Source organism: Paenisporosarcina quisquiliarum (assembly GCF_027563315.1).
Lineage (GTDB): Bacteria > Bacillota > Bacilli > Bacillales_A > Planococcaceae > Paenisporosarcina > Paenisporosarcina quisquiliarum.
The window spans coordinates 178022-195560 of record NZ_JAMKBJ010000006.1 but is presented as its reverse complement, the minus strand read 5'-3'; the positions used below and the strand labels follow the sequence as shown (position 1 = coordinate 195560).

14 protein-coding genes and 1 riboswitch are annotated in these 17539 nt (G+C 40.2%); of the genes, 8 read left to right on the top strand and 6 right to left on the bottom strand.

All coding sequences use genetic code 11. The annotated features are described in order from the left end of the window. Positions 1-3 precede the first annotated feature (3 nt). Positions 4-978 carry an N-acetylglucosamine kinase gene (locus tag M9R32_RS09230; protein WP_269926448.1) on the bottom strand — a complete coding sequence of 325 codons (975 nt, stop codon included), beginning with the start codon at positions 976-978 and terminating at the stop codon, positions 4-6. A gap of 386 nt (positions 979-1364) precedes the next feature. Here M9R32_RS09230 and M9R32_RS09225 point away from each other — a divergent pair, with 386 nt between their 5' ends. Next, positions 1365-1868: a GNAT family N-acetyltransferase gene (locus tag M9R32_RS09225; RefSeq protein WP_269926447.1), complete on the top strand. Its 504-nt coding sequence runs from the start codon at positions 1365-1367 to the stop codon at positions 1866-1868. A 246-nt stretch (positions 1869-2114) separates the two neighbouring features. Here M9R32_RS09225 and M9R32_RS09220 read toward each other — a convergent pair whose 3' ends face one another. Next, positions 2115-3701, bottom strand: coding sequence for a SpoIID/LytB domain-containing protein (locus M9R32_RS09220; protein ID WP_269926446.1), 1587 nt, complete (start codon positions 3699-3701; stop codon positions 2115-2117). A 316-nt stretch (positions 3702-4017) separates the two neighbouring features. Here M9R32_RS09220 and M9R32_RS09215 point away from each other — a divergent pair, with 316 nt between their 5' ends. Then, positions 4018-4428, top strand: a complete 411-nt coding sequence (locus M9R32_RS09215; RefSeq protein ID WP_269926445.1) for a hypothetical protein — start codon at positions 4018-4020, stop codon at positions 4426-4428. Between the two features lie 38 nt (positions 4429-4466). On the opposite strand, the gene M9R32_RS09210 is transcribed toward M9R32_RS09215, so the two are convergent. From M9R32_RS09210 to M9R32_RS09200, 3 genes are all read right to left on the bottom strand, one after another. Continuing rightward, a complete protein-coding gene (locus M9R32_RS09210) occupies positions 4467-4625 on the bottom strand; it encodes a hypothetical protein (RefSeq protein WP_269926444.1) in 159 nt (52 codons plus the stop codon). A 117-nt stretch (positions 4626-4742) separates the two neighbouring features. Continuing rightward, positions 4743-5267 carry a hypothetical protein gene (locus M9R32_RS09205; protein ID WP_269926443.1) on the bottom strand — a complete coding sequence of 175 codons (525 nt, stop codon included), beginning with the start codon at positions 5265-5267 and terminating at the stop codon, positions 4743-4745. A 156-nt stretch (positions 5268-5423) separates the two neighbouring features. Next, positions 5424-7073 carry an acyl-CoA dehydrogenase family protein gene (locus tag M9R32_RS09200; protein WP_269926442.1) on the bottom strand — a complete coding sequence of 550 codons (1650 nt, stop codon included), beginning with the start codon at positions 7071-7073 and terminating at the stop codon, positions 5424-5426. A gap of 209 nt (positions 7074-7282) precedes the next feature. After that, positions 7283-7398, top strand: a riboswitch (SAM riboswitch). Positions 7399-7553: 155 nt separating this feature from the next. Between M9R32_RS09200 and M9R32_RS09195 the strand changes: the two genes are divergently transcribed. The 4 genes from M9R32_RS09195 (at position 7554) to M9R32_RS09180 (ending at position 11642) form a co-directional block, all read left to right on the top strand. Beyond that, the gene (locus M9R32_RS09195; protein WP_269926441.1) at positions 7554-8582 is read left to right on the top strand and encodes a methionine ABC transporter ATP-binding protein; all 1029 of its coding nucleotides are present in this window, start codon (positions 7554-7556) and stop codon (positions 8580-8582) included. A gap of 13 nt (positions 8583-8595) precedes the next feature. Further along, positions 8596-9246, top strand: a complete 651-nt coding sequence (locus M9R32_RS09190) for a methionine ABC transporter permease (RefSeq protein WP_269926469.1) — start codon at positions 8596-8598, stop codon at positions 9244-9246. A gap of 17 nt (positions 9247-9263) precedes the next feature. Continuing rightward, positions 9264-10106, top strand: a complete 843-nt coding sequence (locus M9R32_RS09185; RefSeq protein WP_269926440.1) for a MetQ/NlpA family ABC transporter substrate-binding protein — start codon at positions 9264-9266, stop codon at positions 10104-10106. A 558-nt stretch (positions 10107-10664) separates the two neighbouring features. Beyond that, complete coding sequence (locus M9R32_RS09180; protein WP_336283018.1) at positions 10665-11642, top strand: nuclease-related domain-containing protein; 978 nt, start codon at positions 10665-10667, stop codon at positions 11640-11642. Between the two features lie 336 nt (positions 11643-11978). On the opposite strand, the gene M9R32_RS09175 is transcribed toward M9R32_RS09180, so the two are convergent. Further along, entirely contained in the window at positions 11979-13160 is a 1182-nt protein-coding gene (locus M9R32_RS09175) for an MFS transporter (protein WP_269926439.1), read from the bottom strand. Between the two features lie 322 nt (positions 13161-13482). Here M9R32_RS09175 and M9R32_RS09170 point away from each other — a divergent pair, with 322 nt between their 5' ends. Together M9R32_RS09170 and M9R32_RS09165 are read left to right on the top strand one after the other, a co-directional pair. Continuing rightward, positions 13483-15735 carry an EAL domain-containing protein gene (locus tag M9R32_RS09170; RefSeq protein ID WP_269926438.1) on the top strand — a complete coding sequence of 751 codons (2253 nt, stop codon included), beginning with the start codon at positions 13483-13485 and terminating at the stop codon, positions 15733-15735. Continuing rightward, the gene (locus M9R32_RS09165; RefSeq protein ID WP_269926437.1) at positions 15732-17357 is read left to right on the top strand and encodes a thiamine pyrophosphate-binding protein; all 1626 of its coding nucleotides are present in this window, start codon (positions 15732-15734) and stop codon (positions 17355-17357) included. Before M9R32_RS09170 ends, M9R32_RS09165 begins: the two co-directional genes overlap by 4 nt. The last annotated feature ends 182 nt before the right edge of the window (positions 17358-17539 follow it).

The following is a 17539-nucleotide window of genomic DNA, read 5'->3' as shown; positions in this document are numbered from 1 at the left end:
ACCTCAAATTCTACTTTGTTCGTTCATGTGTTTGGCAAACTGTTCTCCTTGTTTAAGATTTTGTGATTGCAGCGCCGCGATAATCGCACCCCCAACTGGAGGAACTTGAGTTTTCTGAAATGTAACATTGGGCATTGATTTCTTCATCGCCAGTTCGGACAGCAGTTCAGTAAATAATTTTGAATGCGTAAACACCCCACCCGACAATACAATCATCGTAGAATGATCTGCTTTAAAAAGCTGTCGATGACAAGATTCAATGCATGACATCATAGCTTCACATGCTGTTCGAATAATATTCATGGCGACTTCATCTTTTGACTTAGCCGCTTCCACCACATAGGGTGAAAGTGGTGCAATAATGGAACGCGGATGTTCCTGGCCATATACTTGGCCAATGATGTCGGGAACACGCGTCACATTGAAATGTTGTAGGAAGAGATTCGTCAGCTTAGTAGCAGGGCCTCTTCCGTCGTATGCTTGAAACACCGCACGGAGGGCCTCGTTGCCTAAATAAAAGCCGCTCCCTTCATCATCGAACAAATAGCCCCACCCACCGGAGCGGACCATTTTTTGATTTTCATTCATTCCAAAAGCAATAGCTCCCGTTCCGGCAATTTGCACAATACCTGGCGCACCTAACGTACCTGAATATAAAGCATTGACCGCATCATTTTTTACGATGACTTCAGTTTGTGAGGGGAGGTACTTCTTTAATAACTGCACGACTTCGACGTCACGACCACTTTCCCCGACTCCTGCCATACCTGCAAAACACGCTGTCAACTCTTCGAAAATGTCCGGTCTCTGAATCTTTAATTCCAATATCAAATTACTCATGACTTGTTCAAACTCTTGCTGTGACAAGGTGTTGGGGTTACTTCGACCAGTAACGGCTTGCATGTAAACGTTTCCATTTTCGTCAGCAACCATTCCTGTCGTTTTGGTTCCACCACCATCGATCCCAAGAACATACATCGTATGAATTCCACCTTTTGTGTTTCAACTCTCTAAATTCATTATAAATTGTTGAAATATTTTTTCAACTTATCTATGAAATTTCGTTATTTTATTTTAAGTTTATTAAATTGGTTGTGCGATTATGATAGGGTGAATTAAAAAGAGAGAGGAACGATTTGTAACGGGTTCAATTCATAGGTGCAAGAAAATGTAGATTTCCGTTGCGGCGGACGCGTTTCGCGGGCACGGCTTCAGTCTCCTCATCACTACGTTCTTCCGGGGTCTTCAGCTCGTGCTGTTCCCGCCGAAGTCGCCGCCTCCACTGCAATCAACAGAAAATCACTTACAAGGTATAATGTGTAAAATGAAACAAGATGTAAACAATAAAAAAGGGGAGAATTGTAATGAAAATAAGACAAATTGAGGTTAATGATGCAGAGGGACTTTCAAATTTAATAGAGAAAGTTGAAAGCGAGTCTCCATATATGCTCTTTGAAGCCGGTGAAAGAAAATTGAGCTCAGAAAGACAACGACAAAGAATTGAATCAATAAAACAGGAAAATGAGTCAGAAATATTTGTTGCAGAAGAAAATAATAAATTAATAGGATACTTATTTGCTATCGGCGGACAAGCAAATAGAACAAAATACTCTGCATATATTGTTATTGGTATTTTAAATCAATACAGAGGAATGGGAATAGGAACTAAATTATTTCAGCGATTAGAAGAATGGGCTCTAAACCATAAGATTCATCGTTTAGAATTAACAGTGATAACTGAAAATGAAGCAGGTGTTGGGCTTTATAAAAAAATGGGATTTGAAATCGAAGGTATAAAACGAGACTCACTTTACATTGATGAGGAATTCGTCGATGAATATTATATGTCTAAACTATTATCAAATTAAACAAGACCACTATGTGTGTTTTTTTATGAGTGTTAGAAATTCCATCCGAAACTACAGGGATTTTAGACACATTACAAAAACCCATGTAGCGGTGCGTATAGAATAAAAGGCTGCTACTTCAAGTGTGAAATAACAGCCTTTTAAAATTTTTAATATAATGTTTTTATCTCTAAAGAGAATCCGTTAAACGTATTGCCCCCCACTCTCATATATTCATTTTTTCAACAAAACTATCAAACTACTTTTTTAATATTTTGTTTCCAAGTCGATCCCTTTATAGAAGTGTTTCAAAATCACGTCATACGTAAAGCCCGCTTCAGCCATTCCCACTGCGCCGACTTGTGACATGCCGACACCATGGCCCCAGCCTCCACCATTTGTCTTGAAGCCAGTCACTTCACCCGTCACTTCATCTTTTACTGGTTCGATGATAAACAATGTACTCAACAATACGGCAGGATTCCCGCTGGCATTAATATATTGAAGTGCCCAGCGAATTCGGTCCTTGTATTCATAGAACGTTCCATTTTCCGTGACAAACTCAATTTTTGCTGCTCGTCCTGAACTTGAGCGTTCCGTCACGTTAATTTCAAGCACTTTGCCGACTTCTTGATTGTAGTAAGTGCTTAGAATGTCACTGATTTCTTCAGCCGTCCACTCGAAGTTCCAACGGTAATATTTTGACTTGCCCGCTTCAAAATCACCTGTTTTCACATCGCGAAGAGATTCCGTCTGTTCTTCTTCATCAAATTTATAAACGTCTAAGGCAGGAACATATTTAAGCGTATTCCCTTTTTGTCCGACTTGCGTTGCGCGAAGATACGGAGTTGCTTCAGAATTCCAAACATCTTCATTGTTGGCAGTGAATCCACCACTTGTTGAATGGAATACTGCTGTGATTAACTTGCCTTCATAAGTTGCCACAATTCCTCTTGTTCCATCGACAGCATCATTTGAAATCGGATGCTCCGCTTCAAAACCACCGTATACTTGATCAGATGTTGTCGGCAATAAATCATACCCATCTGCACTGCGTTTTCCTGGATTAGAAAGTGCATATGTGCGGGCTGCAATTGCCTGTGATTTTTGTGCTTCAAGTGCGCCATATGGATTTGGCGGTAATTCACGTGGCACTACACCATATAGATATTCTTCAATTAATAATTCATTGATTCCAGCTAATGTCCCTTTGCTATTGAATCCAACTTCTGCTATTCCACGATATGTTTTGCCATTTATCGTTACACGCTCAGAAGGTGCAAGTACTTGAACCGGATTAGAAGTAGACTTGACTTCCCCGTTCTTCGTTGCTTTCATTGTCGTTTCACCTTCAACGATCGTTACAACTTTCCAAAAAGCATCACTAGCCGCCAAACCTTTTGCAATTACATCATTTTTGAAATTTGTGCGGACTGTGAATGATGCATCTGCAGGGAATTCACCGATATGGAGACGATAACCGTTATTATAATCTTCTACGTAGGTTGAATATCCGGCAGCTTCGGCACGAGATAACCAATCCGCAACATACCCTTCGCTTGTTGTAAATGAAACTTGCAAACGATAATTAGTTTTGATTTCAGCAGTTGATGCCAATTCCACCAAAAACTCTTCATCCGTGCCACTGAACAATACTTCACCAGTAACTTTATCTACTAAATCAAATGTTCCTTTACCACCGATTTTCAAGGATTGAACATCAGGTACCATACCGATTCTGATCACTGGTTCAGCAACGTCTTCGGCAGCAACTTTATTTTGACCTACCCCTTGAAAAAATAAAGCGCTTACAATTGTAAATACGACAAAATACTTGAACACATTTTTCAACATTCCCATCCCTCTCTAAATTGTTTTTCGTTACAAGAGAATAGGATTCGACACTCTATTGATATTTCCTTTTAAATTTTTTAAATATTTCTGATATTTAATTTTAATAAGTCGAAAGAGTCATAGAAAATAATGGATAATAAGTAAATAGTATTATTAAATATAAAAATAGCTTAAGGCTAAGGAAATATACATCCCATCAACCAAATAATTATTTCAGGAAAACAACAGGTTTTATATAAGAACAGGTGTGATTGTATATGAAAGTGGGTATCACTATAAGATAACTAATTTTTTAACATTAATTGGAGGGATGACGATGTCTAGAGGAAATACGCGTTCATTATTACTTGGAGGACTTGCTGCTACGGCATATATGTATTTACAGAAACCTGAGAATCGTGATAAAGCCAAAGTGATGATGCATAATACGATGACAAAAGTGTCTTCATTCATGAACTCGCAAAATGTAAAACAATCACAAATGACAAAAGCCGGGTTCTCTGATCCAACCGATCCGGATGATAACCGTATGGTGGAAGAAGGCGCTATGACAAGCGTCCAATATTACAATGAAGGTGTGCAAAGCAAGGATTCGAAGAAAGAAGCAAAACAATCTTTCCCGAAATCCCAGCAAAAAGCTGCACCAAAATCTAAGGAATCATTACCTGAAGATAATAATGACTCACCAGCTAAACAAGAAAATGCAAAAAGACTTCCGAATGAATAAACAAAAACCGTGACCCAATTGGGATCACGGTTTTTTGATTAGTTGCCCCCACGCTCATCAACGTGATGATTGTTCTGGCCATCTTTCACTTGAAGCTTTTCTTTCTCTTCTTTACTTAATTCGTCTTTTTTCTGCGTCTGATCAGTTGCATTTTGATTTGCGAATTCTCTTTCAGATTGTTTCTCATTTTCATTCATTGCCATTCACCTCTTCTTATGATGTATGCGTTCGATAGTATTTTTCCCGAATATCCAAACTTATAACCAAGAATTGTGATTTTAGTTGATTTAAATGAAAATGAAAACGATGGATTTTTACTGGGCAAACATTTGGAGCTCTTCATATTCATCTCCGATTGAAGATTTACGTAAAAGCTTATACTCCATATTTTCTTGAAGTAACTCACTCATTAAACCTGCCCATAAATTCGGTAGAATAATGCTTTCTTGTTCTTTACTAAGATTTTTGAACACTATTTTTTCCCAACTATTATGTAATTCAAGCACCACTCGTTTTTCTTCTTTGGAGAACGTGGAGATTTTCACATTTCCCCATCCTGCATTACGATACAGGTCACTGTATTCAATTAATATATTTTCCAAATCATTTCGTCCCGAGTAATTTTGTCCGACCATCTGACCAAGTCGGAATCCAAAAGCTTGAAGAACATCGTTTGTCTTTTCTATTCCCGTCAATTCATCCATTGTCATTAGTAAAATTTCAAGTGATTTATACCATATGAGAATAGTCGGGACTTCATTATATTTTAATAGGCCCTCTTCATTACTCCAATTAAATTCATCACTATTAATTTTCATTTGTGAAAACGATTGTGGCATTATGTTAACTCTCCTTAAATTCAAATGACTTATAAATTTAGTTTAATAGAATGAAATACGACATTCAATCTTTTATTTTCTGATTTTTCTCTATATTAAAAAAGGACTATGTTTGCTGAATTTCTCTACCATGCCACTGTTTCATTTAGGGAATTATTACTGAAAAGCTCTCTTGTATAAATCGCAGGTCTTCATGGGGTCACCCATCTTTCGCAAATTCCAAGTCGTTTCTAAATAAACATCCGCTAAACTCACAGCACGTGCTCCCATTTTCTCTGCCATTTCAATTGCTATTACACTTTCGTAAACATGGGCCATCTTTTGGGCAATGTTTTTTGCTTCAAATGTTTGCATCCTTTCGTCCAAACCTGCAAAAATTATTAAGTCCTCCTCCAATTGTTTGAGAACACGCTCCACAGTCGGTTTCAAGTTACTCATTGGAATATCTTTAAGTCTTGAATCCATCGTCTCCACGAAGAGTTTATGAGCATTGAATTTCCGGACCAGCCGAACAATTTCCATTCCTAAAATATTGGCCGTACCTTCCCATACTGTAAGGACTTGTGCATCTCTCAGCAGGCGAGGCGTGACAAAATCTTCAATGTAGCCATTGCCACCGTGCATTTCAATTGCTTCATGAGCAAAATGAATGGCTTGCTCGGCAGTTTCTTTTTTCAAAATGGCAATAAATAACCGATTTAATACGACTTCTTCTTCACTCGCTTCATTTGCAGCAACCTTGTCATACAGCTTGATCAAATCAAATACTGTCACAAGTTCTACTTCCATTTTCGCCGTCAATTTCCCTAGAGAATCCTGCACCATTGGGAACTCAACCAGCTTCCGTCCAAAAGCATTTCGTCGTTGAGCGTATTCAGTAGCCTCATTTAACGCGCGACGCATGATTCCAAGGGATGCGACTGCATTGCAAATTCGCGATAAATTCAGTGCTTCCATCATATATTTTAAGCCATTCGTTTTATCACCCATGACATAAGCTACCGCACCGTCAAATTCCACTTCTCCACTCGGTACAGCTCGAACACCTAGTTTGTCTTTCAATCTCCGAATCGAAATTCCATTCAAGGAACCATCTTCTTGTCTACAAGGGACTGCGAAAAGGGTCAAACCCCTGGATCCTTCTGGAGCTCCTTCAATCCGTGCAAGAACCATTGCAATACCAGCCATACCTGCATTCGAGGCAAAATACTTTTCACCATATAATCGGTAGTGATGACCATCGCGGATCGCCTTGACCACATTTGCGCCTACATCAGAGCCACCTTGCCTCTCAGTTAGAAATGTAGCTCCTTCAAACAATTCCGTATCCCCAGTGGCACAGACATACGGTAAAAATCGATCTTTCAATTCTTCATCCGCATAATGCTCCAGCAAGAATGCAGTCGCCATCGTCAACGTGACAGGGCAGTAAAATCCAGCTTCGGATTGAGACAAAATATAGCCTTGCGCAAAACTGTATAAATAGCTTCCTTTACGTCCAAGTTCGGGAATTTCTTTATGAACATAGCCGACAATGCCTGTTTCATAGGTCTCCTTCACCGTTGCCTTATAGCCTTCATTGACCCAAACATGCGAAACATCTTCCCCGTATCGATCGAATTTCACCAAACTTGGAGCACCTTCTCGGTCTGTATGCCGTGCACGCTCATCTATTTCATTCGCCACGCGTTCTCCAAAATCACTCAACTTTTCATTTGCATACGCCAAAAAATCTGGCTGCAATCCTTTTCGTAAAATATGGTGAAGTGTTTCGTCTGCCAAATAAAAATTTCTTCGAATACTCATGACACATCCCCTTAAAATTCAACATTTTTCCCGATACACTCGCTAATATTTGCACTTGATTTCCTATGATATTCATTCCACGTTGATACTATTATAGCGATAAAATTTATTACTTCACTATAATTATCTATTTATTCCGACTATTTTTAAGTGGTTGACAGGTTGAATTATTCAGACTATAGTGAACAACATAATTAAATATGCGTGATTTCTTATCAAGAGATGTGGAGGGCCTGGCCCTATGATACCTCAGCAGCGGGTTTTTACTTCGTGTAAAAATACTGTGCTAATTCCAGCGGACAATTATTTGTTCGATAGATAAGAAGGAGTGTTCGAGCTAATTTTCTGTGGATTTGTGTCCACATTTTCTTTGCATACGTATGCCTCTTCTGTCTATCGACAGAAGGGGCTTTTTTTATTGCCCCTCCCCTTTGCTCCCTCTTTGATAACGAACATGACATAGAAAGGGGCGACCACCACTTGATTGAATTCCAACAAGTAACGAAATCATTCCAAACCAAAAAGCAAACGGTTGAAGCCTTAAAAGGTATAGACCTCACTGTTGAAAAAGGAGATATCTTTGGCGTGGTTGGCTATAGCGGTGCAGGGAAAAGCACACTCATCAGATTGGTCAATCTGCTCGAACGCCCATCCACCGGGCAAGTACTCGTTGACGGACAGCCACTGACTGCACTGAAGCCAAAACAGCTAAGAGCTCAGAAGAAAAAAATTGGGATGATCTTTCAACACTTCAATCTGCTGAATTCCAAAACTGTTTTCGATAACGTTGCCATTCCGCTCGTATTATCAGGAACGCCAAAAGCAACAATCAAAACGCGTGTTGAAGAATTGCTAGACTTCGTAGGGCTTGCAGACAAAGCCAAAAACTATCCTGAACAGCTATCGGGAGGTCAGAAACAACGGATTGGTATTGCAAGAGCGCTAGCTACAAACCCTTCCATTCTGCTGTGTGATGAAGCCACATCAGCACTTGATCCACAAACGACCAGCGCAGTTTTGCAGCTGCTCAAGAAAATTAACCAGGAATATGACATTACCATTCTCCTCATTACGCACGAAATGTCCGTCATCCGGGAAATTTGCAATAAAGTAGCCGTCATGGAAGGCGGACGCGTAGTAGAGCAAGGATCAGTATTTGACGTCTTTGCCTCACCCAAAACGGAGATTGCGAAGAATTTCGTACGAACAGTTATTCATGATGAGATTCCTCAAAGCGTTCTCAGCAATGCTGCCATATCAAGTACGCAGCCGATTATTTGGAAAATAAATTTTGTCGGCAACACATCTAGTCAGCCATTACTTTCGACTATTGCCAAGAAATATGACGTACATTTAAGCGTTCTTTCGGCAAACATTTCTGAAATCCAGGATACGCCTTTTGGCAACTTGATTATCGAAGTGACCGGTGAGCAGTCGGAGATTCAAAAAGCTTTTACATACATCAAAGACGAAGGGTTTATCGTTCAGGAGGTGAAACTGTATGACTGATACATTATGGGGCATGGAAATTACAACCGAACAACTACTGGTTGGCTTTGGCGATACACTTTACATGGTGGCTATTTCACTGATTTTTTCGGCACTAATCGGTCTTCCGCTAGGCATACTGCTCGTCATCACACGAAAAGGTCATATCTTGGATAACAAATGGATATTCAATATCTTGAATCCCATTATCAACATTTTACGTTCCGTACCATTCATCATTCTACTCGTCGCCATCATTCCTTTGACCAGACTGATTGTGGGCACAGCCATTGGCACGAACGCCGCAATCGTCCCGCTCGTCTTTTACGCAGCACCGTACATTGCCCGGCTTGTCGAAAACTCGTTACTGGAAGTCGATAAAGGAATTATCGAAGCCGCTCAATCCATGGGCGCAACAGTTCCACAAATCATTTTTAAATTTTTGATTCCGGAAGGCTTGAGTTCACTGATTCTGACCTTTACCACTGCAACAATCGGCTTGGTTGGAGCATCCGCCATGGCTGGAGCAGTCGGGGCTGGCGGTGTTGGTGACTTGGCACTGACCTATGGATACCAACGTTTTGACACCATGACCATGGTCGTCACCGTCGCAGCACTTGTGATCATTGTTCAATTATTACAATCAACCGGAAACATGGTTTCAAAAAAAATAAGAAGAAGATAATTATTGGAGGTAGGAAAATGAAAAAAATCGCATTGGTACTCATCGTATTAACACTAGGTTTGCTGGCAGCTTGCGGCAAGGACGAAGGAAACGCTAAGGATTCAGATACCATCAAAGTAGGCGTTAGTGGCGGTGACACACGCACCTGGGATTACATCGTAGGAATTGCAAAGGAAGAAGGTTTGAACATTGAACTCGTCAAATTCAACGACTACATTCAACCGAACATCGCTCTTGCTGAAGGCGAAATCGACGCCAACGCTTTCCAAACCATCTCATATTTTGACGAATTCAAAGCGGACCAGAAACTAGATTTGGAAGCAATCGGTTCAACCGTCATTGCACCTATGGCCATCCACTCAAAAAAACACAAAACGCTTGATGACCTGCCTGAAGGTGCAACAATCGCTTTGCCTAACGAAGGAACAAACTTTGGCCGTGCCCTACTTTTGCTTCAAGAAGCGGGACTGATTACTTTGACAGATGACTTCGAAGGAATTGGTTCAATCGATAAAATTAAAAACAACCCGAAAAACTTGAAAATCGAACCGGTCGCTGCAGGTAACACACCACGTTTCCTTGACGACGCAGACGCATCCATCATTAATAACAATTTTGCTGTTGAAGCAGATTTGAAACTCGAGGATGCGCTGTTCCATGAAAGTGCGACAGCTAAGCCGTACATTAACATTATCGCGGCTCAATCAGGTGATGTTGATCGACCAGAACTACAAAAATTAGTGGAAATCTATCACTCCGAAAAAGTCGAGAAATTCATCATCGATACATTTAAAGGCAGCTCGATTCCAACCTTCGTCTCACTTGAGGAACTAAAAAACTACAAAGACTCTTGGAAATAATACAATGAAAACAGGCAGCCGAACATACAATTTCGGCTGCCCTTCTTTCTATTTAATACTTCACAAATCCATATACTGCTTTTGGCTGGCCAAAAGCTTTTTCTGTTTGTGACAGCCATCGTTTGAAATTCTCCGATTCCAACGAAACTCTGGAATTGTCCAACGAAATCTTTATATCGTCCAACGAAACTTTGGAATCGTGCAACGAAATGACTGCTATCACATCAAGATACCCGCCAAGCGTTAGCTCGCGTGGCTCTTCTAATGCTCTTGATTTAGCGATTCCAACGAAACTTGAGATTTGTCCAACGAAATGACCGCTCTCTCATCAAAAAACCCATCAAGCTTCAGCGTGTGGGGCCATTCTAATGCTCTAGATTTAGCGAGTCCAACGAAATTCGCGCTTTGTCCAACGAAATAGCCCAATTGTCCAACGAAACTCTTAACTCGTACAACCAAGTTTTTAGTTCATAAATTCGTTCTTCCATTAATTTGCATTTCTCATAGTGAATATGCTATTTTCAAACTAACTAAATCAACTAAGTCGACTAAAGGAGGATCTCTATCGATACACAGCGTATTCCACCCAAAACAATACAAATCTATAAACGACTTCTTCACCGAGTCTCCTTAAACCACCCCCTTCATTTAGAAATCAAATCAAAAATTAAGCAGATGGAAGCCGGATATTACGGAGAATGCTACGTGGATAACTTCTTAAAGCAAGTCTCATTTCCAAAAAATCATGCTATTCTTAAAGACATTCACATTCCCATCAACGATAATTTATACCTCCAAATAGACACCCTGATAATCACCCAAAAATACATAGCTGTCCTAGAGATAAAAAATATTAAAGGGAAAGTTTTCTTTCAACGAAATCCTTACCAGCTCGTTCGAGAACTGGATGGAGCAATTACTACTTACAAATGTCCCGAACAACAACTTAAAAGACACATCAAAAAACTCCAAATCCTCCTGAAACAATCTAAAGTAAATATTCCGGTCAAAGGCTTAATCGTATTCGCTTACTCCAAAACACATATTGCTCAACCACCAGAGTTCGCTAAAATCACAATGGGTTGCGATATAACTGATCACATCGATGAGTATAACGAAATGTCCGACGTCATTACCTCGAGTACATTTCATCGTTTGCTTGGAAAAATCACTTCGAAATCTACCGAATTTATGCCAAAACCTCTCGCCCAGACCATTCATCTAGATCAGACACACATTCGAAAGGGCTTAATATGTCCAAACTGTCATCTTAAAATAATGAACAAAAAACACTGTCCGACATGTAAAATCTCAACCAAACTCATGCAACAACAAGCAATCGAGGAATGGTTTTACCTTTTTAAAAACACCATCACAAACAGGGAATGCATCCACTATCTCGAACTAAAAGACAAATTTGCAGCCAACCATATCTTGACCAATCTCAATCTGAATCGATTGAACGCACACAAAAACCGATGCTATACACTATCCCAATCCTTTTGGTTAACTAAAGATTCGTCTACCAGACTATAGAAAATAGGCAGCCGAAGATACAATTTCGGCTGCCCTTTTAATTCTCTATTAATATTTAAAAATCCATTTACTGCTTTTGGCTGCTGCCAAAAGTTTTATCTGTTTGTGATTGTCTCCTATTCCAACGAAACTTGAGATTTGTCCAACGAAACTCTTAATTCGTTCAACGAAATGTCCTCTCTCCCATCAAAAAACCCGCCAAGCATCAGCAGGCGGGGTAATTCAAAAGCTCTTTATCTCGTGATTCCAACGAAATTCGAGATATGTCCAACGAAATTTTCATATTGTCCAACGAAACATCCCAGTTGTCCAACGAAATCTCTACACTCCAAAAAGTCAATCCACAAACACAATTGCTTTTTTCCTCTGCCACACAACACTCACTAAGATTGTAATTCCCAGCACGACAAAACCTAGCAGGAATGGATACAGAATATTAACGTCGTATAAGACACCTGCAAGGAGCGGGCCTACTACATTTCCAATGCTCATATAGGCGTTGTTCATGCCCATTGCGAAACCTTGCTCATTTCCGGCAAGCTTCGATATAAGTGTATTCAATACCGGTCGTAAGATGGATGTCGCTAAAAATACAACCAACGTAATCATAAAGAACAGTACATACGTGGAAGCAAATAAAGATAGGAAGAAACACACAGCGGTCAGCGCAATAAAGAAATTTAGTATTACGCCTTCACCAAATCGGCGAACAAGACGATCCACTACCAGTAATTGCATGACAACACTTACGATTCCTGTTGACGTCACCATCACCGCGATCTGTTTTGGCGTGGCACCAAATTGATTATCAACAAACAGGCCTAAGACCGACTCATATGCCATCAAACCAAAGCTCATGACGAGTGTAATGACCAGCGGAATGAAGTATGGCTTGTGTACAGACTGCGCGAGTTTTTTCACCATTGGTTCCTGTTTGACCGGTCCTACGTCTTCTCCCGCTTCCCTGCTTTCCTTTAATACAATGACAGAGAATATAACAGAGACCAAAGAAACCAATGCAGATACGAGCAATGGGAGCTTTAAGTCATAATCTGCCAAAAATCCGCCGATGCCTGGTCCGATTACGATACCTAGTGACATCGCTGCGGAAATGTAGCTATTTCCTTTCGCGCGTTGATCCATCGTCGTGATATCCGCTACATAGGCGAAAATCGCAGGAATTAGTAAGGCTGCTCCAATACCACCGATCACGCGCGATGTGTACAGAATCCAAATTGAATCCGAATAATAAAACACAAACATGGAAAGTGTTAAGCCGCTTAGACCTGCAATAATCATCTTGCGACGCCCAACCTGATCTGCCCATTTACCGGCAATCGGTGACATGACGAACTGTGCTCCTGCAAAAATGGCAATCATTAGTCCTGCCGCCATGCCCCCTTCACCGATTGACATGAGATAAGCGGGTAAAATTGGAATGATAATCCCAAAACTCCCGATTGCTATAAACATATTTATCATGAGAACAATTATTTTTTTTCGTTGATCTGGCTGCATAATATTCCTCTTCTCTTTCAACATACTTTACTATCTAACCCTATCTATCATTCTACCGTCAACTCTAATGTTGTTATTAGACTAGTCAAAAATATATCACATCAAAATTAGAGAAAACTTTATTATAATATAACAACAAATTTAATTGTTTTTTTCGACTTTATTCGACTTTATTCATAATTAGGTAGGTAAAATCACCTTTTATCTACTATAATATAATGTAGAACAAGCTACTATAATACAAAAATAATGTTATATATTGTAAAAATATCAATTATTCCCTTAAAATTCCGCAATAATTTATTATAAAGAGGTGATACGAATGCCCGCACAACAATTAAATCGCCAGCTAATCGAGGAGTCCAAACTCAGGTGTGAAAAATGGGGATTGGATCCGACCATAATTCCGGATCCAATTGAGATTAGCCAGGAACAACTTCACCAAATTCAAAGAGAGAATAAAGAAGTTTTAAAAGTAGTTGAATTTTTCATTCCAGAATTTTTGAAAATGGTGAAAGGAACACCTCTTTTGATTGTTGTTACTGATCATCAAGGTATCATTACGTATATCGAAGGTGACAACACGATCAAAGATGTGATTCAACAGCTTGGCTTTAGACCAGGGGTTCAGTTTACTGAAAATTACAATGGAACCAATTGTATCAGCCTTGCATTAAACCATAATCTACCGGTTGAAGTAGTAGGTTCTCAGCACTATCATAATTTCCTCTGCCAATCGGCTTGTTATTCTGTGCCTTTTAAAGATCACCGTACGAATGGCACTCTCGGAACAGTTTCCATTATGACTGCTTTGAACTTTGAAGATCCTTTGCTCCTTTCATTGCTTTCGATTGTCGGAACGAGTATTGAACGTGAAATACAATTGCAAGAACAAAACAAAGATTTGAATGTGCTGAATCAAGTGTTAACAGAATCCTCACATACTGCCATGATTTTGACGGATCAATATGGTCGGATTATGGAATTTAATCCATATGCAGAAAAACTGACGGGATTGAAACGTAAGGATGTCCTTAAAAAACCTGCATCTGAACTGGCAATTCTTGATGACTGGATTGAAAAAATCATCCAGACGAAAGAAAGTTTTTCTGATGTTGAAGTGAAATTCCAGAAACCAAATGCGGTTAAAGAAACCATTTGCTTATTTGACGGTCGTCCAATTTATAGTGTCAATCAATATTTCATTGGCACAGTCTGCAGCTTCCGTGATATAACCGAACGCTATGAAAATCAATTACTTATGCAACATCACGCACATCATGACGATTTAACAACATTGCCTAATAGACGCTATTTCCATAATTATGTAAATGGCATTCTGAATTCAGCAAAAGGCAAAGACATTTCGTTGGCCGTCTTCCTGCTCGATCTTGATCGTTTTAAATTAATTAATGATACGTTAGGTCATGCAAAAGGCGATACGTTACTTGTTGAAATCGCACAACGGCTGAATGATTATTTACTCGAAAAAGGAAAACTGTTTCGCATGGGTGGCGATGAATTTACAATCGCCTTGGCTGACTTTAATTCTCTTGAAGAAGTGAAAAAAATGGCGGACGATATCATTGAAGTCGTTCGTAAGCCATTTTTCCTTCAAAACCTTGAGTTTCATGTAAGTACGAGTATTGGAATCGCCCTGTATCCAAATGACGGAACCGATATTAACACCCTTTTCCTTCATGCCGATACGGCTATGTACCGCGCAAAAGACCAAGGAAAAAATGGGTACTGCATCTACAATTCGGATATGAATGAGGAGTCTCTCAAGAAGCTCACGCTAGAATCTGAGCTCGAATTAGCCATAAAAAATAACGACCTAATGCTTCATTACCAACCGCAAATTGACTTGCATACTAATCAAGTTGTGGGCGTGGAAGCCTTATTACGCTGGAATCATCCCGAACTCGGACTTATTCCTCCAGCAGATTTCATTCCACTGGCTGAAGAAATGGGATTGATGGTGCACCTTGGAGAATGGGTTCTCAATCACGGATGCCGTCAGATGAAAAAATGGCACGACCAAGGCCTGACTACACTTAAACTATCCATTAACTTGTCTCCTCAGGAGTTTTTAAAGCAACGTCTTGTGGATAAAGTCAAACAAGTCTTGCAAGAAACAGGTCTTGCACCGCACGGCTTAGAACTAGAAATCACCGAATCCATGACGATGGATGTCGTTCGTTCCACTTCGATTTTGGAAGAATTGCATGAACTAGGCATACAAATTGCTATCGATGACTTTGGTACGGGTTTCAGTTCTCTAAATTACTTGAAGAACTTCCATATTCATCGATTGAAAATCGACCGAAGCTTCGTTCGAGACATGATGAATGGACCGAAAGATGCTCAAATCGTAAGCACCATCATATCCATCGCCCATGCTTTGAACCTAAAAGTGATTGCAGAAGGCGTCGAAACAGAAGAACAGCTACACTTCCTTGAAAATTTAAAATGTGACGAAATACAAGGTTACTATTACAGCAAACCGTTATCTGCTAGCGATCTCGAAAAAAAATATGAATTCAATTCATCTAGAGGTGTCATTCATCCATGAAATCAGTCGCATCATTATTGGTCGAGCATTTAAAATCATTTCAAGTAACTCACGCATTCGGTATTCCCGGTAAAGCGGTTGTCCCGCTTCTTCTTGCAATGGAAAAGAACGAAATTGAATTTATATTAAGCAGACACGAGTCGGGTGCCGGCTTTATGGCTGGAGGCTTTTCACGCCAAAACAATACACTTGGCGTTGCTATCGGCACTTCAGGACCAGGCGGAACGAACTTAATCACTGCAGCCGGACAAGCAAAAGCTTATCATCTGCCAGTACTTTTCATTACCGGACACCCTTCAGTAAAAGACTCAGGACGTGCAATGGGTCAGGATTCAAGTATCTTTGGAACCGATCTCGTAAAAATGTTCGAACCTGTTACACTCTTCAGTGCGAGAGTCGAACGAGCGGATCAGTTCCAAGTATACTTCCAGCATGCACTTCAAAAAGCACTGACTGGAACAAGAGGACCGGTTCATTTATCCATCCCTGCTGATGTATTAATGGAAGAAGTCGAACCATTTAATTTATCTCTTCCGGCATTGGAACCTGCAATCTCTCCTTATATGGGGGAAGTGAAATCATTGTTGGAGAAAGCAAAAAAACCTCTCCTGTTTATTGGGAAAGGTGTTCATATTTCACAGGCTTATGAAGAAGTGAGCCAACTATCACTTCAATATAATGTGCCAATTATTACTACACCAGGCGGAAAAGGCTCCATTCGAACAGACCATCCTGGACATCTTGGTCCATTCGGTCTTGGGGGAACGCAAGCAGCAACTGATTATTTAAATGACGGCGTAGACTTGTTACTTGTCATCGGTACAAAACTAACCGATATGACGTTAGCGGGCTTTACAATGAACATGATGCCAGAACAAGTCATTCAGTTCGATATAGAGCCTACATTTATCGGTCGGTCGCTTCCTGTTCCTACCCTTCCTGTCATTGGAGACGCCAAAACGAATTTACGCGCAATACTAGATCCAGCATTTTTAGAAATTGCAGCAACAACTTTCATGGAGAAAGAAACAACTGAAGTTGAGATTCTTCCTTCTCCAACAGAGAGACTGTCAGCTGTAACGGCCATCCAATTAATGCGCAAACATCTGCCAGCGGAAACCATCCTGTTTGGTGATGATGGTAGCCATACGTTCTATGCGATTCAACATTTCGATATTGAACAAGAAGGCACATTCTTTGCGGACGATGTCTTCGGAACAATGGGACATGCCATTGGCTATGCGGTTGGTGCTAAATTTGCAAATCCAGAACAAGCTCTCGCCTGCCTGACTGGCGACGGCTGTATGATGATGCACGGCACCGAAATATCTGCAGCAGTATGCCATGACTTGCAAATTCCATTTATTGTCTTGAATAATGGACGCCTCGATATGGTCGATAAAGGGATGCGCTATAATTTGGGTCGTTCAGTAGGAACGGTCTATGAATACCCAGCCAACTTAAGTCTCTTCGGAGAATCTCTGGGTGCAGCTTCTTTCCGCTGTTTCACCGCCCAACAAGTTGAAGAAGCCCTGATATTCGCTAATTCGAATAAAGGTCCAACTGTCATCGAAATTATGGTGGATCCTGAAGAAATTCCTCCTACGCTTAAACGCGGATAATTTATTGCCCCCATAACTCATTGAGTTATGGGGATTTTTTTAACTTGAGAAAGTGTTTGTTGCTTGGAACTTGTTCACAGTGAACTAGCGCAAACCTTTTTTCTTAACGCCCCTCCGTGGAATTTAAATTCCATTTTATAAGTGGCTACTCTCTCTGAGTAATTTAAGAATTTTCCATCAAT